Source organism: Variovorax sp. Soil_C_26, from assembly GCF_057657075.1.
The window spans coordinates 775,530-796,935 of sequence record NZ_JBDGJC010000002.1 but is presented as its reverse complement, the minus strand read 5'-3'; the positions used below and the strand labels follow the sequence as shown (position 1 = coordinate 796,935).

23 protein-coding genes are annotated in these 21,406 nt (G+C 64.9%); 15 read left to right on the top strand and 8 right to left on the bottom strand.

The genetic code is table 11. The features are described 5' to 3' along the window. Positions 1 to 20: 20 nt before the first annotated feature. The 4 genes from priB to ppsA form a co-directional block, all read right to left on the bottom strand. The gene (priB, locus tag AC3A6G_RS09325; protein WP_487859976.1) at positions 21 to 338 is read right to left on the bottom strand and encodes a primosomal replication protein N; all 318 of its coding nucleotides are present in this window, start codon (positions 336 to 338) and stop codon (positions 21 to 23) included. A 4-nt stretch (positions 339 to 342) separates the two neighbouring features. Continuing rightward, complete coding sequence (rpsF, locus tag AC3A6G_RS09320; protein WP_487859975.1) at positions 343 to 720, bottom strand: 30S ribosomal protein S6; 378 nt, start codon at positions 718 to 720, stop codon at positions 343 to 345. 125 nt (positions 721 to 845) lie between these two features. Further along, the gene (locus AC3A6G_RS09315; RefSeq protein ID WP_487863576.1) at positions 846 to 1,334 is read right to left on the bottom strand and encodes a hypothetical protein; all 489 of its coding nucleotides are present in this window, start codon (positions 1,332 to 1,334) and stop codon (positions 846 to 848) included. Positions 1,335 to 1,457: 123 nt separating this feature from the next. After that, on the bottom strand, positions 1,458 to 3,851 hold the full coding sequence (gene ppsA, locus AC3A6G_RS09310) for a phosphoenolpyruvate synthase (protein WP_487859973.1): 2,394 nt from the start codon (positions 3,849 to 3,851) through the stop codon (positions 1,458 to 1,460). A gap of 187 nt (positions 3,852 to 4,038) precedes the next feature. On the opposite strand from ppsA, the gene ppsR reads away from it, so the two are divergent. Next, positions 4,039 to 4,860, top strand: coding sequence for a posphoenolpyruvate synthetase regulatory kinase/phosphorylase PpsR (gene ppsR, locus AC3A6G_RS09305; RefSeq protein WP_487859972.1), 822 nt, complete (start codon positions 4,039 to 4,041; stop codon positions 4,858 to 4,860). Between the two features lie 18 nt (positions 4,861 to 4,878). Here ppsR and ahpF read toward each other — a convergent pair whose 3' ends face one another. Then, the gene (gene ahpF / locus AC3A6G_RS09300) at positions 4,879 to 6,435 is read right to left on the bottom strand and encodes an alkyl hydroperoxide reductase subunit F (RefSeq protein WP_487859971.1); all 1,557 of its coding nucleotides are present in this window, start codon (positions 6,433 to 6,435) and stop codon (positions 4,879 to 4,881) included. A 91-nt stretch (positions 6,436 to 6,526) separates the two neighbouring features. Continuing rightward, positions 6,527 to 7,090 carry an alkyl hydroperoxide reductase subunit C gene (gene ahpC / locus AC3A6G_RS09295; protein ID WP_487863573.1) on the bottom strand — a complete coding sequence of 188 codons (564 nt, stop codon included), beginning with the start codon at positions 7,088 to 7,090 and terminating at the stop codon, positions 6,527 to 6,529. A 256-nt stretch (positions 7,091 to 7,346) separates the two neighbouring features. Between ahpC and bfr the strand changes: the two genes are divergently transcribed. The 13 genes from bfr to hemP all read left to right on the top strand — a co-directional run bounded on the left by bfr (position 7,347) and on the right by hemP (position 18,446). Further along, positions 7,347 to 7,823 carry a bacterioferritin gene (gene bfr, locus AC3A6G_RS09290; RefSeq protein WP_487859969.1) on the top strand — a complete coding sequence of 159 codons (477 nt, stop codon included), beginning with the start codon at positions 7,347 to 7,349 and terminating at the stop codon, positions 7,821 to 7,823. A 135-nt stretch (positions 7,824 to 7,958) separates the two neighbouring features. Further along, positions 7,959 to 8,603: a PepSY-associated TM helix domain-containing protein gene (locus tag AC3A6G_RS09285; protein ID WP_487873593.1), complete on the top strand. Its 645-nt coding sequence runs from the start codon at positions 7,959 to 7,961 to the stop codon at positions 8,601 to 8,603. Between the two features lie 38 nt (positions 8,604 to 8,641). After that, positions 8,642 to 9,175, top strand: coding sequence for a DUF2271 domain-containing protein (locus AC3A6G_RS09280; protein ID WP_487859967.1), 534 nt, complete (start codon positions 8,642 to 8,644; stop codon positions 9,173 to 9,175). Between the two features lie 61 nt (positions 9,176 to 9,236). Beyond that, positions 9,237 to 10,043, top strand: coding sequence for a DUF4198 domain-containing protein (locus AC3A6G_RS09275; protein ID WP_487873592.1), 807 nt, complete (start codon positions 9,237 to 9,239; stop codon positions 10,041 to 10,043). Positions 10,044 to 10,057: 14 nt separating this feature from the next. Then, a complete protein-coding gene (locus AC3A6G_RS09270; RefSeq protein ID WP_487873591.1) occupies positions 10,058 to 11,101 on the top strand; it encodes an FAD:protein FMN transferase in 1,044 nt (347 codons plus the stop codon). Further along, complete coding sequence (locus AC3A6G_RS09265; protein ID WP_487873590.1) at positions 11,098 to 12,489, top strand: sulfite reductase subunit alpha; 1,392 nt, start codon at positions 11,098 to 11,100, stop codon at positions 12,487 to 12,489. Before AC3A6G_RS09270 ends, AC3A6G_RS09265 begins: the two co-directional genes overlap by 4 nt. A gap of 215 nt (positions 12,490 to 12,704) precedes the next feature. After that, a complete protein-coding gene (locus AC3A6G_RS09260; protein ID WP_487873589.1) occupies positions 12,705 to 15,005 on the top strand; it encodes a catecholate siderophore receptor Fiu in 2,301 nt (766 codons plus the stop codon). Between the two features lie 87 nt (positions 15,006 to 15,092). Beyond that, complete coding sequence (locus AC3A6G_RS09255; RefSeq protein ID WP_487863566.1) at positions 15,093 to 15,773, top strand: Fe2+-dependent dioxygenase; 681 nt, start codon at positions 15,093 to 15,095, stop codon at positions 15,771 to 15,773. A gap of 124 nt (positions 15,774 to 15,897) precedes the next feature. Further along, positions 15,898 to 16,170 (top strand): (2Fe-2S)-binding protein, encoded by a 273-nt coding sequence (locus tag AC3A6G_RS09250; protein WP_487859961.1) that lies wholly within the window; start codon positions 15,898 to 15,900, stop codon positions 16,168 to 16,170. Between the two features lie 105 nt (positions 16,171 to 16,275). Further along, positions 16,276 to 16,983 (top strand): TonB family protein, encoded by a 708-nt coding sequence (locus tag AC3A6G_RS09245; protein ID WP_487863565.1) that lies wholly within the window; start codon positions 16,276 to 16,278, stop codon positions 16,981 to 16,983. Positions 16,984 to 17,004: 21 nt separating this feature from the next. Beyond that, positions 17,005 to 17,721, top strand: a complete 717-nt coding sequence (locus AC3A6G_RS09240) for a MotA/TolQ/ExbB proton channel family protein (RefSeq protein WP_487859960.1) — start codon at positions 17,005 to 17,007, stop codon at positions 17,719 to 17,721. Between the two features lie 5 nt (positions 17,722 to 17,726). Further along, positions 17,727 to 18,140, top strand: a complete 414-nt coding sequence (locus AC3A6G_RS09235; protein WP_487873588.1) for an ExbD/TolR family protein — start codon at positions 17,727 to 17,729, stop codon at positions 18,138 to 18,140. Between the two features lie 93 nt (positions 18,141 to 18,233). Next, positions 18,234 to 18,446: a hemin uptake protein HemP gene (gene hemP, locus AC3A6G_RS09230; RefSeq protein WP_487859958.1), complete on the top strand. Its 213-nt coding sequence runs from the start codon at positions 18,234 to 18,236 to the stop codon at positions 18,444 to 18,446. 178 nt (positions 18,447 to 18,624) lie between these two features. Here the strand turns inward: hemP and AC3A6G_RS09225 are convergent, their stop codons facing one another. Beyond that, on the bottom strand, positions 18,625 to 19,032 hold the full coding sequence (locus tag AC3A6G_RS09225) for a GlcG/HbpS family heme-binding protein (RefSeq protein ID WP_487859957.1): 408 nt from the start codon (positions 19,030 to 19,032) through the stop codon (positions 18,625 to 18,627). 161 nt (positions 19,033 to 19,193) lie between these two features. Between AC3A6G_RS09225 and AC3A6G_RS09220 the strand changes: the two genes are divergently transcribed. Continuing rightward, a complete protein-coding gene (locus AC3A6G_RS09220) occupies positions 19,194 to 19,895 on the top strand; it encodes a Bax inhibitor-1/YccA family protein (protein ID WP_487859956.1) in 702 nt (233 codons plus the stop codon). A 45-nt stretch (positions 19,896 to 19,940) separates the two neighbouring features. Here AC3A6G_RS09220 and rlmD read toward each other — a convergent pair whose 3' ends face one another. Beyond that, positions 19,941 to 21,392 (bottom strand): 23S rRNA (uracil(1939)-C(5))-methyltransferase RlmD, encoded by a 1,452-nt coding sequence (gene rlmD, locus AC3A6G_RS09215; protein ID WP_487873587.1) that lies wholly within the window; start codon positions 21,390 to 21,392, stop codon positions 19,941 to 19,943. Positions 21,393 to 21,406: the final 14 nt, after the last annotated feature.

The window sequence follows — 21,406 nt, the reverse complement described above, 5'->3', positions numbered from 1 at the left end:
TCGGGACCTCTTTTCGAAAATTAATTTTGCTGAAAATCCTGGATGTGCAGGACCGGATACTTGCCGTTGCCCGGTGTCGCGAGAAAGCCCTGAAAACGCCAGAGGCTCCCCATCGACTGACTTGCGAGCCGTTCGGCGACAGCGCCGAAGGCCACGGCCTTGAGGGCCGTTTTCACCTGCCTGGCTTTTCCTGCCTCCTGGAGCGTCGATTCGTGCTCGAGCTTCAGGTCGATGGCGGGAAGGCCGGCGGGCGTGTATCGCAAGGCTCCGAGTTCGGCGACAGAGGCGGTCAGCAGCAGCTGGTTGAGCCCGGTCGCCGCAGCAGCGGCAGCGGTCACGCCATCAGCTGTTGTTGTTGGCGGCGTATTCGGCCTGCTGAGCCTTGCGGGCTTCTTCGCGCTCGACCGTCTTCATCATCGACGAAGGACCGGTGTCGGCCTTCTTCTTCTGGACGGTCAGGTGGCGCAGCACGGCGTCGTTGAACTTGAACGCATGCTCGAGCTCGCCCATCACGGTTTGTTCAGCTTCGATGTTGACGCACAGGTAGTGCGCCTTGTTGAGCTTGTTGATCTGGTAGGCCAGCTGACGGCGGCCCCAGTCTTCAACGCGGTGGACCTTGCCGCCGCCGGCCGTGATCAGGCCCTTGTAACGCTCCAGCATGGCCGGAACTTGTTCGCTCTGATCCGGGTGGATCAGCAAAATGATTTCATAGTGACGCATGGCACTCCTTGTGGGTTCTTCCGGGGAAGAGAAAAAGCCACCTGCAGCGTCGGGCGCAGTGTGGCAAGGCAAAGCCGGCGATTATAGCCCTGTAGCGAGCACTACGGCAAGTCGACGCGGCTGGATCAGTCGTTGAGGGCCTGGTCGAGCGCAGCGGCCTTGTCAGGCCCGACTGCGGCGCGGATCTTGGGCGCCAGCGCGAGCAGGTCCTCGTAGCTCGTGGTGCCCTCGACCTGGAGGTTGAGCCGGAAACCCCTGAGCCCGAGGCCGCCGGTGAGCTGGGTGGCGATCGGGTAGGCGTCCTTGTAGCGCTGCTGCCTGCTGCGGCCCGGCGCTGCCGGACCCGGAGCGGGGGCGGCAGCCGCTGCAGCAGATGCCGCCGCCTCGGCCAGCGGCGCACTGCTGCTTTCGCCATGGCCGCCGGGCGCCTCGAGCAAACCGAGCAGGACCATCTGGTCGACGTCTTCGCGAGCAATGCCCATGCCGCCGGCCAGCACCTCCTCGATCGAGCGCTTGCCGTCGAACAGGATGAAGGCCGAGCGCTGGCGCGGCGACAGCGCCACCGATCGGTCCTTGAAGGCCTGCTGGCCGGCCGGAGTCTTGACAAGAATCATGTGGTCTTCCCCATCCGGGATACGCCCGTGCTCCTTCAAGTTTGTCACCAAATACGCATTTGGTTTCAAAAATACGCGCCAGCCGCGGGAATCCCCGCATGGGGATTTCCGCCATCCGAAGCCTCAGCGCTTGGCGAGCAGCTGCCAGGTGTCGATCACGCTGTCGGGATTGAGCGAGATCGACTGGATGCCCTGCTCCGCCAGCCAGAGCGCGAAGTCGGGATGGTCGCTGGGGCCCTGGCCGCAGATGCCGACGTACTTGCCTTCGGCCTGGCAGGCCTTGATGACGCGGCTCAGCAACGCCTTGACGGCCGGGTCGCGCTCGTCGAAGTCGGCCGCCAGCAGCTCGAGACCCGAGTCGCGGTCGAGGCCGAGCGTGAGCTGGGTCAGGTCGTTCGAGCCGATGGAGAAGCCGTCGAAGAACTTCAGGAACTCCTCCGGCAGCACCGCGTTGCTCGGCACCTCGCACATCATGATCAGCTTGAGCTCGTTCTCGCCGCGCTTCAGGCCGTGCTCGGCCAGCAGGTTGGTGACGCGTTCGGCCTGGCCGAGCGTGCGCACGAACGGCACCATGATCTGCACGTTGACCAGCCCCATGTCGTTGCGCACGCGCTTGAGCGCCTCGCACTCCATCGCGAAGGCTTCGCCGAAGTCCTTGCTCAGGTAGCGCGCGGCACCGCGGAAGCCGAGCATCGGGTTCTCTTCCTCGGGCTCGTAGCGGCTGCCGCCGATCAGCTTGCGGTATTCGTTCGACTTGAAGTCCGACAGGCGCACGATCACCTGCTTGGGCCAGAACGCGGCCGCGATGGTCGCGATGCCCTCGGCCACCTTGTCGACGTAGAAGGCGCGCGGCGAGGCATGGCCCCGGGCCACCGACTCGACGGCCTTCTTCAGGTCGTTGTCGACGTTGGGATAGTCGAGGATCGCCTTCGGGTGGACGCCGATGTTGTTGTTGATGATGAACTCGAGTCGCGCGAGGCCGACGCCGTGGTTCGGCAGCTGCGCGAAGTCGAACGCGAGCTGCGGATTGCCGACGTTCATCATGAGCTTGATGTCGATCTCGGGCATCACGCCGCGCTGCACCTCGGTAACCTCGGTCTCGAGCAGGCCGTCGTAGATGAAGCCGGTGTCGCCCTCGGCGCAGCTCACCGTCACCAGCGTGCCCTCCTTCAGCAGGTCGGTGGCATCGCCGCAGCCCACGACGGCGGGAATGCCGAGCTCGCGCGCGATGATGGCCGCATGGCAGGTGCGCCCGCCGCGGTTGGTCACGATGGCGGCGGCGCGCTTCATCACCGGCTCCCAGTTGGGATCGGTCATGTCGGTCACGAGCACGTCGCCGGCCTGCACCTTGTCCATCTCGCTGATGCTGTGCACCAGGCGCACTGGGCCGGTGCCGATCTTCTGGCCGATCGCGCGGCCTTCGGCGAGCACCGCGCCCTTGCCCAGCAGCTTGTAGCGCTGCTCGGCCTTGCCCTGCTGCTGGCTCTTCACGGTCTCGGGACGCGCCTGCAGGATGTAGAGCTGGCCGTCGGTGCCGTCCTTGCCCCACTCGATGTCCATCGGCCGGCCATAGTGCTCCTCGATGACGAGCGCGTATCTGGCGAGCTGCTCGACGTCTTCGTCGGTCAGCGAGTAGCGGTTGCGCTGCTCGGCCTTGACGTCGGTGGTCTTCACGAGCTTGCCGGTGGCCTTCTTCTCCTCGGGCGTGGCGAACTCCATCTGGATCAGCTTGGAGCCGAGGTTGCGGCGGATCACCGCGCGCTTGCCCGCGCGCAGCGTGGGCTTGTGGACGTAGAACTCGTCGGGGTTGACGGCGCCCTGCACCACGGTTTCGCCCAGGCCGTAGCTCGAGGTGATGAACACCACGTCTTCGAAGCCCGACTCGGTGTCGATGGTGAACATCACACCGGCCGCGCCGAGGTCGGAGCGCACCATGCGCTGCACGCCCGCCGACAGCGCCACCACGTCGTGCGCGAAGCCCTTGTGGACGCGGTAGCTGATGGCGCGGTCGTTGTAGAGCGAGGCGAAGACTTCCTTCATCTTGTGCAGCACATCGTCGATGCCGACCACGTTGAGGAAAGTCTCCTGCTGGCCTGCGAACGAGGCATCGGGCAGGTCTTCAGCCGTGGCGGACGAGCGCACCGCGAACGAGGCTGAAGGGTTGCCTTCGCTGAGCTTCGCAAAGGCCTCGGCGATCGCCTTTTGAAGGTCGGCCGGGAAAGGTTGCGCTTCGACCATGGCGCGGATCTCGGCGCCGGCGGTGGCCAGCGCGCGGACGTCCTCGGTGTCGAGTGCAGCGAGCTTCTTGCTGATCTTGTCGGCCAGCCCGTCGTGTGCCAGGAACTGGCGGAAGGCATGCGCCGTGGTCGCGAAGCCCGTGGGCACCCGCACGCCCTGCGGCAGCTGCGAAATCATCTCGCCGAGGCTGGCGTTCTTGCCGCCGACCGACTCGACGTCGGTCATCCTCAGGTTTTCAAACGGTACGACCAGGGCGGTCGCGTCGAAAAGTGCAGACATGGGAAAGCTCCAGAAGTTGAAACCGGTGCGGCATGCAGGCGGCGCGGCACGATCGTTCTCGTTGCTCTGGGTGCGGTCGCGGCGTGCATGGAGAAGAAGAATTCTGAACGGGCAGGCGGATTCCCGATAATGGGCCGGATTGTAGGGGGGGCGGGATGGCCCGCGCCGCAGGACAAGGCCGCAAGACATGACCACACGCACAGTTTTCTTCATTTCGGACGGCACGGGCATCACCGCCGAGACCTTCGGCAACGCCGTGCTGGCGCAGTTCGAGATGAAGCCGCGCCATGTGCGCCTGCCCTTCACCGACACCGTCGACAAGGCGCACCAGGCGGTGCGGCAGATCAACCACACGGCCGAACTCGAGGGCGTGCGCCCGATCGTCTTCACGACGCTGGCGAACATGGAAGTGCTGGAGGTGATCGAAACCGGCTGCAAGGGCATGCTGCTCGACATGTTCGGCACCTTCGTGCGCCCGCTCGAGATCGAGCTGGCCATGAAGTCGAACCACCGCATCGGCCGCTTCAGCGACGTCAGCAAGAGCAAGGAATACGACGCCCGCATCGCGGCCATCGATTTCAGCCTGGCCCACGACGACGGCCAGAGCAACCGCGACCTCCAAGGCGCCGACGTGATCCTGGTCGGCGTGAGCCGCAGCGGCAAGACGCCGACCTCGCTCTACCTGGCCATGCAGCACGGCCTGAAGGCGGCCAACTACCCGCTGATCCCCGAGGACTTCGAGCGCCGCCAGCTGCCGCCCGCGCTGATGCCCCACCGCAAGAAGATCTTCGGCCTCACGATCCAGCCCGAGCGGCTGAGCCAGATCCGCAACGAGCGCCGGCCCGACTCGCGCTACGCCAGCCTCGAGAACTGCCGCCACGAGGTGAGCGAAGCCGAGGCCATGATGCGCCGCGCGGGCATCCGGTGGCTCTCGACCACGACCAAGTCGATCGAGGAAATCGCCACCACCATCCTGCAGGAACTCAAGCCCGAGCGGCTCACGTACTGAGCCGCCGAGGCGGCCGGCTCAGGCCGGTGCCGACGTGCGGATCAGGTGGTCGAAGGCCCCCAGCGCCGCCTTCGCGCCGTCGCCGGCCGCGATGATGATCTGCTTGAACGGCACCGTGGTCACGTCGCCTGCCGCGAACACGCCCGGCACCGAGGTCTGACCGCGCGCATCCACGACGATCTCGCCGTGCTTCGTGAGCTCGACCACGCCCTTGAGCCAATCGGTGTTGGGCACGAGGCCGATCTGGATGAACACGCCTTCGAGCTCGACCTTCTTCAGTTCGCCCGATGCGCGGTCCTTGTAGACCAGGCCGTTGACCTTCTGGTCGCCGGTGATCTCGGTGGTCTGCGCATTGGTGAACACGTCGACGTTCTTCAGGCTGTGGAGCTTGCGTTGCAGCACCGCGTCGGCGCGCAGTGCCGTGTCGAACTCGATCAGAGTGACATGGCCCACGATGCCGGCCAGGTCGATCGCCGCTTCGACGCCGGAGTTGCCGCCGCCGATGACCGCGACGCGCTTGCCCTTGAACAGCGGGCCGTCGCAGTGGGGGCAGTACGCCACGCCCTTGTTCTTGAACTCGTGCTCGCCGGGCACGTTGATGTTGCGCCAGCGCGCGCCGGTCGAGATGATGATGGACTTGCTCTTGAGCGAAGCGCCGCTTTCAAGCTGCACTTCGATCAGGTCATTGCCGGGCACCAGCGCCTTGGCACGCTGCAGATTCATGATGTCGACGTCGTAGTCGCGCACATGCTCCTCGAGCGCGTGGGCGAACTTGGGGCCTTCGGTTTCCTTGATCGAGATGAAGTTCTCGATGCCGAGCGTATCGAGCACCTGGCCGCCGAAGCGCTCCGATGCCACACCGGTGCGGATGCCCTTGCGCGCCGCGTACACGGCGGCTGCGGCACCAGCGGGGCCGCCGCCGACGATGAGCACGTCGAACGGGTCCTTGGCGGCGATCTTCTTGGCTTCGCGCTCGACGCCGCTGGTGTCGATCTTGGCGAGGATTTCTTCCAGGCTCATGCGGCCCTGGCCGAACTCGGTGCCGTTCAGGAACACGGTCGGCACGGCCATGATCTGGCGTTCCTTGACCTCGTCCTGGAAGGTCCCGCCTTCGATCATCGTGGTGCGGATGCGCGGGTTCTGCACCGCCATCAGGTTCAGCGCCTGGACCACGTCGGGGCAGTTGTGGCAGGTGAGCGAGACGTAGATCTCGAACTCGAAGTCGCCATCGAGCGCCTTGATCTGGTCGAGCACGGCTTGCTCGACCTTGGGCGGGTAGCCACCGATCTGCAGCAAGGCAAGGATCAGCGACGTGAATTCGTGGCCCATCGGCAGGCCGGCGAAGCGCGGGCCGTGGTTCTCGCTCGGCCGGTTGATCGAGAACGAGGGCTTGCGGTGGCTGTCGTCGCGGCTTTCGGTCAGCTTGACGAGCGGCGAGGATTCGGCGACGTCCTTCAGCAACGACAGCATCTCGCCCGAGGCCTTGCTGTCGTCGAGCGAGGCGACGATCTCGATCGGCTGCGTGGCGCGTTCGAGGTAACTCTTCAATTGGGCTTTGGTGGCGGTGTCGAGCATGAGGAACTCTCTTTCGATAACTGGAAACTATCAACCAAGGGACAAGAAAGCCCGGGGCCTCGTGAGCGCCCGGGCTTGCGCGCGGTACGCCTTAGATCTTGCCGACGAGGTCGAACGACGGTGCGATGGTCTTGTCGCCTTCGTTCCACTTGGCCGGGCAGACTTCGTTCGGGTGGGCGGCCGTGTAGACCGCTGCCTTCAGCTTGCGCAGCGTTTCCTTCACGTCGCGGGCGATTTCGTTCGAGTGCACTTCGGCGGTCTTGATGATGCCGTCGGGGTTGATCACGAAGGTGCCGCGCAGTGCCAGGCCTTCTTCGGGGATGTGCACGCCGAAAGCGTTGGTCAGCGCGTGGGTCGGGTCGCCAACCAGGGGGAACTTGGCCTTGCCGACGGCCGGCGACGTGTCGTGCCAGACCTTGTGCGAAAAATGCGTGTCGGTGGTCACGATGTAGACCTCGGCGCCCAGCTTCTGGAACTCGGGGTAGTTGTCGGCCGCGTCTTCGACTTCGGTCGGGCAGTTGAAGGTGAAGGCCGCCGGCATGAAGATCAGCACGGACCACTTGCCCTTGAGCGTCTCGTCGGACACATCGATGAACTTGCCGTTGAGGTAGGCCTGGGTCTTGAAGGGTTGGACTTGGGTGTTGATCAGGGACATGGTGATTCCTTGGATGCTGCGGGTGGACAAAAGTAACTGCGAGCCATGAGTATAACTACCAATCCATATCTTTCAATAGTCACTATCTATTAAAAGTATTGGCGCTTGCTATGTTCTCGATGGCCGCGCCGAGGATCGAATACGAACGTGTATCACCCTCACACGCATGCAGACCAGTGGCGTATGGGATTGCTTGCAAGTGCTTACCCGCCCCTCTGACAATCGGGGCTTCCAGAATAAACACAAGGAAGAAATCATGAAGGGCGACCCCAAGGTCATCGAGCATCTGCAGGCGCAGCTCAAGAACGAGCTGACCGCGATCAACCAGTACTTTCTGCACTACCGCATGCTCAAGCACTGGGGCCTCGACAAGCTGGCCAAGAAGGAATACGAAGAGTCGATCGGCGAGATGAAGCACGCCGACAAGCTGATGGACCGCATCTTCATGCTCGACGGCCTACCGAACCTGCAGGACCTCGCCAAGCTGAACGTTGGCGAGGACGTGCCCGAGATCCTGGGCTGCGACCTCGGCGCCGAAACCGGCGCACAGGCCACCATCAAGGACGGCATCGCCTACTGCGAAAGCGTGCGCGACTACGTCTCGCGCGACCTGCTGCAGGAAATCCTCGACGACACGGAGGAACACATCGACTTCCTCGAAACCCAGATCGAACTGATCGGCAAGGTCGGGCTGCAGAATTACCTGCAGTCGCAGATGGGCGAGCTCAGCTGATCGACCAAGCACATTGCTTTTCATCCAAAACGGGACTTCGGTCCCGTTTTTCGTTGTGTTTTTCGTTGCTTTACCTAGCTTTCTTTAACGCGAATAACAGTCATTCTCATTTGCACCCTACAATCCGCGCCTTCGATGAATGCTGCCCGCCCCGACACCCGCCGCCGCGCCTACTGGCTCAAGACCTTGCACGAATGGCACTGGGTGAGTTCGGCGATCTGCCTGGTCGGCATGATTCTGTTCAGCATCACCGGCTTCACGCTCAACCACGCCGGACAGATCGAAGCCAAGCCGGCCATCACCACCCGGAGCGGCACCATCGACGAGGCGCTGCGCACGCAACTCGAGCGTCAACTGCCTGACGCCAAGGCCCGGAACGGGCGCGCACCCGTTCCGCCGGCTTTGCAGGCCTGGGTGAAGACGCAATGGGGCATTGCCACCGCCGGCCCCGACGCCGAATGGTCCGAAGACGAAATCTACCTCTCGCTCCCGCGCCCCGGCGGCGATGCATGGCTGCGGTTGAGCCTGGCGGATGGCGGGATCGAATACGAGCGCACCGACCGCGGCTGGATTTCCTACCTGAACGATCTGCACAAGGGTCGCAACACCGGCGCCGCCTGGGGCTGGTTCATCGACATCTTCGCGGCCGCGACGCTGGTCTTCTCGATCACCGGCCTGTTCATTCTCAAGATGCACGCGGGCAACCGCCCTTTCACCTGGCCGATGGTCGGAATGGGCCTGGTCGTACCGGTGCTGCTTGCGCTGCTGTTCATCCACTGACCTGCCTGCGCTTCATCGATTCACGAAAGAGGTTTTCCGTGCACCTTCGCCACTCCCTTGCCCCCATCGCCGCGTCGGCGCTGTTCGCGGCCCCGGCCCTTGCCGCCGGCCTCTCCGCCACCATCGAGATTCCGCGACTGAACGTCTCGGAGTACCACCGCCCCTACGTCGCCGCGTGGATCGAACGGGCCGACAGTTCCATGGCCGGCACGCTGGCGGTCTGGTACGACGTTCGGACCAAGACCAACAACCCCGAAGGCGAAGGCACCAAATGGCTCAAGGACCTGCGCCAGTGGTGGCGCCGCGGCGGCCGCGAACTCGCGATGCCGGTCGACGGCGTCTCGGGCGCCACCAAGCCCGCGGGAAAACATGCACTGAACTTGAGCGAAGGCTCCGGCGCCATGCCCAAGCTGGCGCCGGGCGCCTACAAGTTCGTGGTGGAAGCCGCGCGCGAAGTGGGCGGGCGCGAGGTGGTGAGTCTGCCGTTCCAGTGGCCGCCGTCGGCTGCCACCGAAGCCGCGGGCAGCGGCAAGGAAGAACTGGGCGAGATCAAGCTGCAGCTCAAGCCCTGATCCCCCAGCCCGCCCGGCCTCGGCCTCGTTCATTCATCGCTCGCTCCTTCAAGGATTTTCCATGACCCGCTTCATGCTGCGCACCACCGCTATCGCCATCGCCCTGTCTGCGGCCTCGCTGTCCCAAGCCCACAACGCCTGGCTGCTGCCCTCTTCCACCGTGTTTTCCAAGGCCGACACCGTGACCGTGGATGCCGCGGTGTCCAACGACCTCTTCGTGGCGAACCATGCGCCGCTGCGCCTGGAGGGCCTGCAGATCACCGCGCCCGACGGCAGCATGGTGAAGGCCGAGAACGAAGCCAAGCTCAAGCTGCGCAATGTGTTCGACGTGCCGCTCTCGGCACCAGGCACCTACCGCATCGCCGTCGTCAATGCAGGCCTGTTCGCGAACTGGAGGGACAAGGCCACGGGCCAGCCCAAGCGCGCGCGCGGCACGGCCGAGACCATCGGCAAGGCGATTCCGGCAGATGCACAGGAGCTCGCCATCACGCAGTCGTCGGGTCGCATCGAAACCTTCGTGACGGTCGGCAAGCCTTCACCGCTGCAGCTCACCGGCCAGGGGCTGGAGCTGATCGCCTCGGGCAGCCCCACGGACCTCGTCAAGGGCGAGAAGTCGACCTTCACGCTCCACCTGGACGGCCAGCCGGCCAAGGACATCGAGGTGACGCTGACGGCAGGCAATACGCAGTACCGCGACAAGCTCGAAGAGCACAAGCTCAAGACGGACGACAAGGGCCAGTTCAGCGTCACCTGGCCGAGCGCCGGCATGTACTGGCTCGATGCCAGCATCAGGGACGACAAGGCCACAGTGCCGCAGGCCAAGCAGCGCCGCCTGAGCTACGCGGCCACGCTCGAAGTGATGCCCTGACCGGGCCTGCCGCCTTGGGCATTTCGTTCAGCACCTGGCGCGCAGGCGGCTATGCCAACGCGGCCACCCCGCGCGCCGCAGACCCCGCGACGCTGCAGCAGCTCGCCGGGGAGACGATGGGGACCACTTGGTCGCTGCGCTTCGACAACCCGCGCATGCTGCCGCTGCGGGACGTTCGCGATGCCGTCCAGGCATCGCTGGACCGAGTGGTCGCCCAGATGAGCCATTGGACGCCGGATTCGGACGTCAGCCGGTTCAACCGCGCTCCCGCCGGATCGACGCACATGCTGCCGCGCGAATTTGCGCGGGTGATGGGCTGCGCGTTGCATTGGGCCGACGCGAGCGAAGGGGCGCTCGATCCGAGCGTAGGGCCCCTGGTCGCCTGCTGGGGGTTCGGTCCGGCCGCGCACGCCGGCTGCAGCACCGCGGCCGTGCCCGATCCTCGAGCGCTGGCCGAAGCCCGTGCACGCACCGGGTGGAAACGCCTGGCGTTCGATCCCGCGCTAGGCGCGCTGCTGCAGCCGGGTGGCGCGGAGCTCGACCTGTCGGGCATCGCCAAGGGGTTCGTCGTGGACCATGGCGTGGAAGCGCTGTGTGCACTCGGCCTGGCCGACCTGCTGTTCGAAGTTGGCGGCGAATTGCGCTGCGTCGGGCGACGCCCGGGCGGCCAGCCATGGCGCGTGCGCGTCGATGACGGGCAGGCGCATGCCGCGCGCAACATTGCACTCGCCGACATGGCGATCGCCACCTCGGGCGACCGCTGGCACAGACGCACGGCCGGCGCTCGCCACTGGTCCCACACCATCGACCCGCGCACCGGCGAGCCGGCGGCGCATGCGCTCGCCAGCGTCACGGTGCTGCACGCGCAATGCATGCAGGCCGATGCGCTGGCCACCGTGCTCACGGTGCTGGGCCCAGACGACGGCTTCGTTTTTGCGGAACGGCACGGCATCGCCGCGCTGTTTGTGCGGCATGCCGACGCGGCAGCGCCGCCCGTTGCGCACGCCACGCGCACCTGGCCAGCCCCCACCGACGCCAACGAAGCCATGCGCGCATGAGCGAGATGGTTGGGCGAGCGCTGGGTGCGTCGGTCACCGTGGCGGCCTACACGGCCCTGTGCGCATCGATCTACCTGCGCGAGCGACGCCGGCGGATCGCCGTCGCGCGGGAGGCGGCCGAGCTCTCGGGCCACGCCGGCAACCCTGGCGATACGCACGACATGGCGGCGGCGCCGGTGCTCGTTCTGTTCGGCAGCCAGACCGGGCAGGCCGAAGCGATCGCGTGGGAGACGGCGCGGCAATTGAGCGCGTCGGGAATGCCCAGTCGCGTCATGGAATTGAATGCGCTCGATGCGGCAACGTTGGCCAGTGCGCGACGCGCGCTCTTCGTTGCCAGCACCTACGGCGAGGGCGACGCGCCGGACGGCGCGAGCGTGTTCGCCGAGAGGGTCATGCCATCACCGCCCATCCTGGCGAGGCTGCGCTACGCCGTGCTGGCCTTGGGCGACCAGCAGTACGCGGCGTTCTGCGGTTTCGGCCGCGCGCTCGACGAATGGCTGAGTGCAGCCGGTGCCGTGCGCGAGTTCGAGCGCATTGAAGTCGACAACAGCGATCCCGACGCGCTGGCGTCATGGCACGCGCGCTGGGGCGCAAAGGCTGCACCTGCCCAGGCGTACGGCACCAACGAGGCCTTCTCGCCCTGGCGCATCGTGTCGCGCGTGCTGCTCAACCCCGGCAGCGCCGGCGCACCCGTGTTCCACCTGGGCTTGGTGCCGCAGGCGGGCCCGATGCCGACATGGTTGTCCGGTGACCTGGCGCAGATCCGCGTTGCCGGCGATCCTTTACGCCCGAGGGACTATTCGATCGCGTCCCTGCCCGACGATGGCGAGCTGCAGTTGCTGGTGCGCCAGGCACCACATCCCGACGGCACGCTCGGTGCGGCCTCTGGATTGCTCACGTCCACCCTCGCAATCGGTAACACGGTGGCGCTTCGGCTTCGACCGCACCGCGGGTTTCGGCTCGAAGGCAACGAAATGCGCCCGCTGATTCTCATCGGCAATGGCACCGGACTGGCGGGCTTGCGGGCGCACCTGCGCGCATGCGCGGCAACGGGCAACCATGGCCACTGGCTGGTGTTCGGCGAGCGCCAGGCGGCGCATGACTTTTTCTACCGCGAGGAAATTCAAGCTTGGCAGACCAGCGGCGTGCTGCAGCGCGTTGATATGGTGTTCTCGCGCGACCATGAAGAGCGCCGCTACGTACAGCACCAACTCCTGCGTTCTGCCGAATCCCTCATGCAATGGCTCCACTCGGGCGCAGCCATCTACGTGTGCGGCAGCCTGCAGGGCATGTCGGCCGGGGTGGACGCCGCACTGAGGCAGATTGCAGGCGACAAAGTCGTTCACAAACTCACCGCTTCTGGTCGCTATCGTCGAGATGTTTACTGATTTTGGCGTCATTTGTTGCCTTCTGGCAACAATTCGCACGAAGGTTGTAATGCAAATGGAGTCTGACTGCCTCGACAAACTACGAATGCCTATCATTCTTATCGGTCTACAGAAATAGACCGCTCACCCAGCCAGTCTGCCCGTTTCTCCCAAAGAAATTCGTTGCCAGGACACAGCCAGTCGAGTCCTCGCCGCCACCTTTGGAGAAACATTTCATGGCCTACATCAAAGCCCGCAAGCGCGCCATTGCCCGCGCCGTCCCTCATTTTTCAGGCGCTGCCGCCGCAACCTTGATGGCCATCGCGGCCCCCGGCGCGTTCGCGCAGTCCACCCTTCCGGAAATCCGGGTGCAAGACTCGTCGGTGGTCGATTACAAGACGGACGCCTCCGCCAACACCAAGTTCACGGCGCCGCTGGTGAACACCCCCCAGACCCTGCAGGTCATCAAGGAACAGGTCATCCGCGAACAAGGCGCGACCACGCTCACCGAAGCACTGCGTAACAGCCCCGGCGTCGGGACGTTCTTCCTCGGCGAGAACGGCAACACGACCACCGGTGACGCCGTCTTCATGCGTGGTTTCGACAGTTCGAGCGCCATCTTCGTCGACGGGATTCGCGATCTCGGCTCCGTGTCGCGCGACACCTTCAACATCGAGCAGCTCGAAGTGGTCAAGGGTCCCGCAGGCACCGACGTCGGCCGCACGTCGCCCACCGGCTACATCAATCTCGTGACCAAGAGGCCCACGCTGGAAAACAGCTTCACGGGCTCTGTCGCATTCGGCAGCGCCGACTTCAAGCGCGGCAGCGTCGACTGGAACAAGTCGCTCAGCGGCGAGAACGGCATTGGCGCGGCATTCCGCCTGAACGCCGTGATGGCAGACGCTGGCGTTCCCGGACGCGATTACGTAAGGAACAAGCGCACGGGCATTGCGCCGTCGCTCGCCCTCGGCCTGAACAGCCCGACGCGCTTCTACTTCGACCTGCTGCACGTCAAGCAAGACAACGTGCCGGACGGCGGCGTGCCCACCATCGGCCTGCCCGGCTACTCGTCGCCGGACCCGAAGCGGGGCTACCTGAACACCGCGCAGCGCGTCGATTCGCGCAACTTCTACGGCACCAGCTCGGATTTCGACAACGTGAGCACCGACATGTTCACGGCGCGCGTCGAGCACGACCTGACACCGGACGTCACGATCCGCAACACCACGCGCTTCGCCAAGACGCAGCAAGACTACATGCTCAATGCGTTCATGAGCAACACGGCCAACCTTGTGACGCCCAACGCGCTGCTGCCGCTCGGCTGGACCCTGGCGCGTACCCTGCCGACCAACAAGGACCAGGAGAACACGATCTTCACGAACCAGACGAACGTGAGCGCCAAGTTCGACACCGGCAGCGTCGGCCACAGCCTCAATGCAGGTCTGGAACTGATTCGGGAAAAGCAGGATTCGAACGGCTACTACAGCCGCAATGCGCGCGTGTTCGATGTGCCGGGCATTGCCAACAGCGGCGAGTTCACGGCCGCCAGCCTGTATGCACCGAATCCAAACGTGTTCGGCTACAACCGCGTCCGCAACGGCACCACCGCCTCGGGCGAGACCACCACCATCGGCGCTTACGTCTTCGACACGGTGAAGTTCAACGAACAGTGGATGCTCACCGGCGGCCTGCGCTATGACCACTACTCCACCCGCTACGATGCGACGACCCTGAATGCCAAGAGCGGCGTGCTCACCCCGAACAACCTGAAGCTCTCGGACAACCTCGTCTCGGGCAAGCTCGGCCTGGTCTACAAGCCGACCACCAACAGCAGCATCTACGCCGCCTACGGCACGGCCGCCCAGCCCCCAGGCGGTGCCAACTTCCAACTGGCTGCCGGCGGCACCGGTCGCAGCGCAGGGCGCACCGACTTCCTGCCGCAGAAGGCCAAGACCTACGAACTTGGCACCAAATGGGAGGTGCTCAACAAGCGCCTGGCCTTGACCGCCGCCGTGTACCGCACCGACGTGAGCAACGAAGTGGTCCAAGACACCGTGACCAGCGAGTACAACCAGACTGGCAAGAAGCGCGTGCAAGGCATCGAGCTGGGCGTCTCGGGCGCCATCACCGACAACTGGGGCGTCACCTCGGGCTTCACCACGATGGACACCAAGGTACTGAGCGGCCCGTCGGTGCTGGCAGACGGCTCCACCGCCCTTGCCTACACCCCGAAGAATGCGTTCACCCTTTGGTCGACCTACCAGCTCCCGTTCGGCCTGACCGTCGGCGGCGGCGCGCGCTACAACGGCAAGCTGCTGCGCGGCAAGGATGGCGCCGTCGGCACGCCGGCCTATGTCGACGCGTACTGGGTGTTCGACGCGATGGCCTCGTACCGGATCAACAAGAACGTCGACCTCCAGTTCAACGTGTACAACCTGTTCGACAAGGAATACGTGGCGTCCATCAACAAGAGCGGCTACCGCTACACCCCGGGCGCACCGCGCACCTACAAGGTCACGGCGAACTTCGCCTTCTGATCGCTGGGGCGTGCTGCGCGTCTGGCGCAGTGCGAAACCGAAGCCCTGGCCCCAGCCGGGGCTTTTCCATTGCGGAGTTATCGAAACATGATGCTGCATGTTCCCAATGTGCTGAGCCCGGTCCAGGTCCGCGACATGCGCACCGCACTGGCGGCGGCCGACTGGACCGACGGGCGCGAAACGGTCGGCGACCAGGGCGCGCAGGTCAAGCGCAATCGCCAATTGCCGACGCAGTCGCCCGTTGGGCGCGAACTCGGGAAGGTGGTGCTCGCCGCCTTGGCCCGCAACGCGCTGTTCTTCTCGGCCGCGCTGCCGCTGCGCTTCGTACCGCCGCTGTTCAATAGCTACGAAGGCGGCGAACACTACGGCCTGCACGTCGACGGCGCGGTGCGGGCCATGCCCGACGGGGCGCAACAGCTGCGCACGGACCTCTCGTGCACCCTCTTCCTGTGTGAACCCGACGAATACGAAGGCGGTGAACTCGAGGTGCTCGACACCTATGGTTCGCATGAAGTGAAGCTGCCCGCGGGCGACCTGATACTTTATCCGTCGAGCAGCCTGCACCGCGTACATCCCGTGACAAGCGGCGCACGCATCTGTTCGTTTTTCTGGCTGCAGAGCCTGGTGCGCAGCGACCAGCAGCGCAGCATGCTGTTCGAACTCGATCAGACCATCAGCAAGCTGCGCGTCCGACTCGGGGAATGCGAGGAGACGGTGGCGCTCACCGGCCACTATCACAACTTGCTGCGACTCTGGTCAGAGGTGTGACGCGTACTTTTTGGGCTTTGCGACCCCTCGTACGCCCAGTCACACCATAGTTATTGCAAATGCGACGGATTCTTATTTATAATCATGCTACCTCATCAGCCAGCCAACTGCCGCTTTCACAGCCATGATCGTTTGCGTCTGCCGCCGAGTCTCCGACCGTGAAATCGCACGTCATGTGCGTGCCGGCATGACTTTCGACGAAGTCCAATTCGAGTTGGGCGTCGCCACCCAGTGTGGTCAATGTGAAGGCTGTGCGCGCGACGTCGTTGCGCAGTGCAGCGCCTCCCATCCGGTCGCCGCGTTGAATCGCGAGCCGGGCTCGAGGGCGATCCAGCTTGCCACCTCCATCTCGGAAAGCAAGGCATGGAACTCTTCTCGGCACTCGGCGGCAGCCTGATTCTCGTTGCAGGTTCGGTCTGGTGGATCTTTCGTAAGTAGACAGTCGTCGTAGCGGTTTTGCTGCAATCGGGGCCTGCGTCAGGCAGGCCCGCATTCGAATTGGTTGATCGTGTCTGACCGCTTTGCCCCCCCTCCTTCCGTTCTTGGCCTCTCGCGCAATGCCGTCATTGCCGGGGGCGTGATCCTGTTTCACGCGGCCGCGCTGTGGGCGCTGCAAAGCGGCCTGCTGCGCAAGGCGGCCGAAGTGGTGGTTCCGGTCGAAATCCTGAGCCAGTTCATCGAGCCGCCCAAGCCGGCACCGCCGCCACCACCACCCCCGCCTCCGCCACCTCCCGCACCCAAGCCCAAGGCCGTGAAGCCGCCGCCGCGCCCGGTGGCCATTCGCGAACCCAAGCCGGTTCCCGCACCGGCCGCGCCGGTCGGCGTGCCCGAGCCGCCGCCGCCGGCGCCCGCGCCGGTGGTCGAAGCCCCACCGCCGCCTGCGCCACCGGCCCCGCCACCCGCACCGCCGGCACCCCAGACGATCGAGATCACCCAGGGCCAGACCCGTTACGTGAGAGAGCCCCGGCTGGTCTACCCGAGCATGAGCAGGCGGCTGGGCGAATCGGGCACCACCGTCGTCTCCATCTTCTTCGATAGCGAAGGGCTCGCCAAGCGAGTCGAACTCTTCAAGTCGAGCGGCTTCGAGCGGCTCGACGAGGCGGCGCTCGCTGCAGCCCGCACCGCGCAGGTCACGCCCTTCCGGCAAACCGGCGGCAACGCGCAGACCACCTATGTGCTGCGGGCGCCCTTCTCATTCAAATTGAACTAACTTTCTCTGGAGCAACTTCGTATGGATTCCCAATTCGGCTTGATGAACGTCTGGAACCAGGGCGATTTCGTCACCAAGGCCGTCGCGGTGCTGCTGATCGGCATGTCGCTCGCGTCATGGATCGTGATCGTCATCAAGGCCCTCGACGTCATCAAATACAAGCGACTCGCCAAGCATTCGCAGGACTTCTGGCACAGCGAGGATTTCGCGACCGCGCTCAACAAGCTCGGCGGCGACGACAGCAACCCGTTCCGCGCGCTGGCACTCGAAGGCCGCGAGGCGGCTGCGCACCACCGTAACACCAAAGCCCACCTGCATGACGCACTCGACGTGAGCGACTGGATCACGCGCTCGCTGCGCAACGGCATTGACGCCTTCACGGCGCGCCTGCAGACCGGTCTCGCGATCCTGGCCTCGGTCGGTTCGACGGCGCCGTTCATCGGCCTCTTCGGTACGGTGTGGGGCATCTATCACGCGCTCATGAGCATCGGCTCGGCCGGCCAGGCCACCATCGACAAGGTGGCAGGCCCGATCGGCGAGGCGCTGATCATGACGGCGCTCGGCCTCGCGGTGGCGATTCCCGCCGTGCTGGGCTACAACGCGCTGGTGCGCGGCAACAAGTTCGTGCTGACCAAGCTCAACAGCTTTGCCCACGACCTGCACGCCTACTTCGTGACCGGTGCACGCGTGCAGAGCGGCAGCGGCGACGCCGTCGTGCTTCCGCTGAAGAAGGGCTGAGCACCATGGCTTTCGGAACCCAGGACGAACCCGACGAGGTAATGAACGAGATCAACATGACGCCGCTCGTCGACGTCATGCTGGTGCTCCTGATCATCTTCATCATCACCGTGCCCGTGATGAAGCATGCGGTCAACATCGATCTGCCCCGCGCCAGCAGCGAGCCCGAGCAGCAGAAGCCGGAGAACATCCTGTTCAGCATCGCGGCCGACGGCTCGTACCACTGGAACGAGCAGAAGATCGACGACAGCGAACTGGCCGGCCGCCTTGCCGCCGAAGCGGTGAAGGAACCGCAGCCCGAACTCCACATCCGCGGCGACAAGGAAGTGCGCTACGAACGCGTTGCCAAGGCGATGTCGCAGGCGCGCGAAGCCGGCGTGCGGAAGATCGGCTTCATTACCGAACCCGACGCAAACTAGTTCACGGGCGATGAGAAAAAAATTGATCGCGGCGATTGACTTATCAATGCGAATCATTATCATTCACTCATCGCTTCGATAAGGGGATTTCAGATGCAAGCCAAACCGAACGCCTTTTCCGTCCTGAGCCACCCGTCGCTCGACCAATCGGGCGGCGGCCATGCGTCCATTCAGGCGGCGCGTCCCGCGCCCACGGTCGAGAGTGCTCAGCTTCTCAAGGGCAGCAAGACCGTCGGCATCATGCACAACGGCTCCCTCTATCGGCTCCAGGCCACCAAACTCGGCAAGCTGATCCTGACCAAGTAAGCAGGTTCAGCCCGCCCCTCGCGCAAGTTTCATCGTGGGGCGACTCGAGGAGATTCCATCTCCGAAGGGTCGTTTTTTGCTAGCCATCGGTTCGCCGACTAGCCATGCTTTTTTTCACGCTGATGTCCAAACAGAAACGCCGACCCAAGGGTCGGCGTTTTGCTTAGGCGCCAGGTTGTCAGAGGCCGAGGGCCGCGATGCCCGCCTTGGCGATCTGCGCGTCCTCGTTCGACTTCACGCCGCTCACGCCGACGGCGCCGATCACTTCCCCGTCCTTCACGATCGGCACGCCGCCTTCGAGCAGGCCCTGCACCGCAGGTGCGGTGAGGAAGGCGCTGCGGCCACCGTTGATGATGTCTTCGTAGACCTTGCTTTCGCGGCGCCCCATGGCGGCCGTGTGGGCCTTGGCCGGCGCGATGTGCGACGAAAGCGCCGCTGCGCCGTCGAGGCGCTGCAGCCAGAGCAGGTTGCCGGCATCGTCCGAAATGGCGATGGTCACGGCCCAGTTGTTCTTGAGCGCTTCGGCTTCCGCGGCGGCCGCGATGGCCTTGACGTCTGCGAGTTCGAGGAAGGACTTGGTCTTCATGATGAGGTCGGGTAGCTTAAAACCCCACAGCATAACGGCCAATGCGCACCGCGCCGCCGGCAGCCTTAGGATCATCGCCCGTACGGTCTTTTCGGGGGCCCTCTTGCAGCCCCCTAGAATGAGCCCAACTGCGTTTGCAGTAACCCATAGGAGCTACGGCCATGAACGACCGCGTAACGACCCTCGACAATTCCGCCGGCTACGGCCAGGTGCTGCCGCAGGCTGAACGCCAACGCGTCCTGCGCAACACTTACTGGCTGCTCGCACTGAGCCTGCTGCCCACGGTGCTGGGCGCCTGGATCGGCGTGAGCACGGGCCTCACCCGCTCCCTGACGGGCGGGCTCGGCCTGATCGTCTTCCTCGGCGGCGCCTTCGGTTTCATGTTCGCCATTGAGAAGACCAAGAACTCCGCGGCCGGCGTGCCGGTGCTGCTGGCCTTCACCTTCTTCATGGGCCTGATGCTGTCGCGATTGATCGCGATCGTGCTGGGCTTCAAGAATGGCCCCGACCTCGTCATGACGGCGTTCGGCGGCACGGCCGGCGTGTTCTTCGTGATGGCTTCGCTCGCCACGGTGATCAAGCGCGATCTGTCCGGCATGGGCAAGTGGCTCTTCGTCGGCGCGATGGTGCTGCTGGTGGGCTCGGTCATCAACGTGTTCGTCGGCTCGTCGGCCGGCATGATGGCCATCTCGGTGGCCGCGATCGGTATCTTCTCGGCCTTCATGCTCTATGACCTGAAGCGGATCATGGACGGTGGCGAGACCAACTACATCAGCGCCACGCTCGCGCTCTACCTCGACCTGTTCAATGTGTTCCAGAGCCTGCTGGCACTGCTGGGCCTTGCCGGCGGCGAGCGCGACTGAAGAAGAACGTGCCTCTGACAAAAAGGGCCCGCGAGGGCCCTTTTTTCATGCGAGGTCGAAGACCGCGATCGACTCCACGTGCGCCGTGTGCGGGAACATGTTCACCACGCCCGCGAAGCTGCAGCGGTAGCCGGCCTGGTGCACGAGCAGCCCGGCGTCGCGCGCCAGCGTGGACGGATTGCAGCTCACGTAGACGATGCGCTTCGGCGGCGTCCAGCCGTCGGTGCGCAGCTCGGGCTGCAGGTGCAGGTCGGCCATGGCCTTGGCCAGCGCGAAAGCGCCCTCGCGCGGCGGATCGACCAGCCACTTGTCGGCAGGGCCGTCGGCGACCAGCATCGCCGGCGTCATCTCGAACAGATTGCGTGCGACGAAGCGGGTCGGCGACAGCGCGCGCCTCGCCGCGGTGGCAGGCTGGTTCCTGCTGAAGTTGGCGCCCGCGCGCGCAACCAGCGTGTCGCTGCCTTCGATGCCCAGCACCTCGCGCGCGCGGCTGGCCAGCGGCAGCGTGAAGTTGCCGAGCCCGCAAAACCAGTCGATCACGCGCTCGTCGGGCTGCACGTCGAGAAGCCTGAGCGCCCTGCCGACCAGCGCCCGGTTGATGTGTGGATTGACCTGGGTGAAATCGGTTGGCTTGAACGGCATCGTGACGCCGAACTCCGGCAGCTCGTACGAGAGCAGCTCGCCCACGTTCTCCTCGAGCAGCTTCACCGTGTCCGGCCCCTTGGCTTGAAGCCACCACTGGATGCCGGCGTGCTCGGCGGCAAAGGCCTTCAGCCGGTCGACGTCGCCGCCGGACAGCGGCTCCAGGTGGCGAAGTACGAGCGCGATGGTGCCGAGCACGGTGGTGCCCGGCGCATCGCCGCAGGCGAGCTCGATCTGCGGACAGGTGTCACGCGCATCGAGCGAGGCGATCAGTGCGCGCAGCGGCATCAGCATCGCGCTGACGGTCTTCGGCAGCACCGGGCATACCTGCATATCGGCTAGGTAGCGGCTCTTGCGTTCGTGGAACCCGATGAGCACCGTGCCCTTCTTGACCACGTGGCGCACCGAGAGCCGGGCGCGGTAGCGGTAGTGCCATGCAGGGCCTTCCATGGGCCGCAGCACGTTCTCGGGCCGGACCTTGCCGAGGTGCCACAGGTTGTCTTCGAGGGCGCGCTGCTTCACCGCGACCTGCGCCGCCGCATCCAGATGCTGCATCTTGCAGCCTCCGCATGCACCGGTGTGCAGCCCGAAGTGCGGGCAGCCGGGACGCACTCGCTGCGACGACTCGCGCCGGATGGCCGTGACCGTGCCCTGCTCCCAGTTGTTCTTGCGGCGGTGCACGTTGAACTGCACCTCCTCGAACGGCAGGGCGCCTTCGATGAAGACGACCATGCCTTCTGCGTTGTGCGCCACACCTTGTGCATCGAGGTCGAGAGATTCGACCTCGAGCCATTCGCCGGCGGCGGTCGCGGGGGGTTTCGTGGAGACTTTCTTTTCTTCGGTGGATTCCGTCATCCCCCGATTGTCTC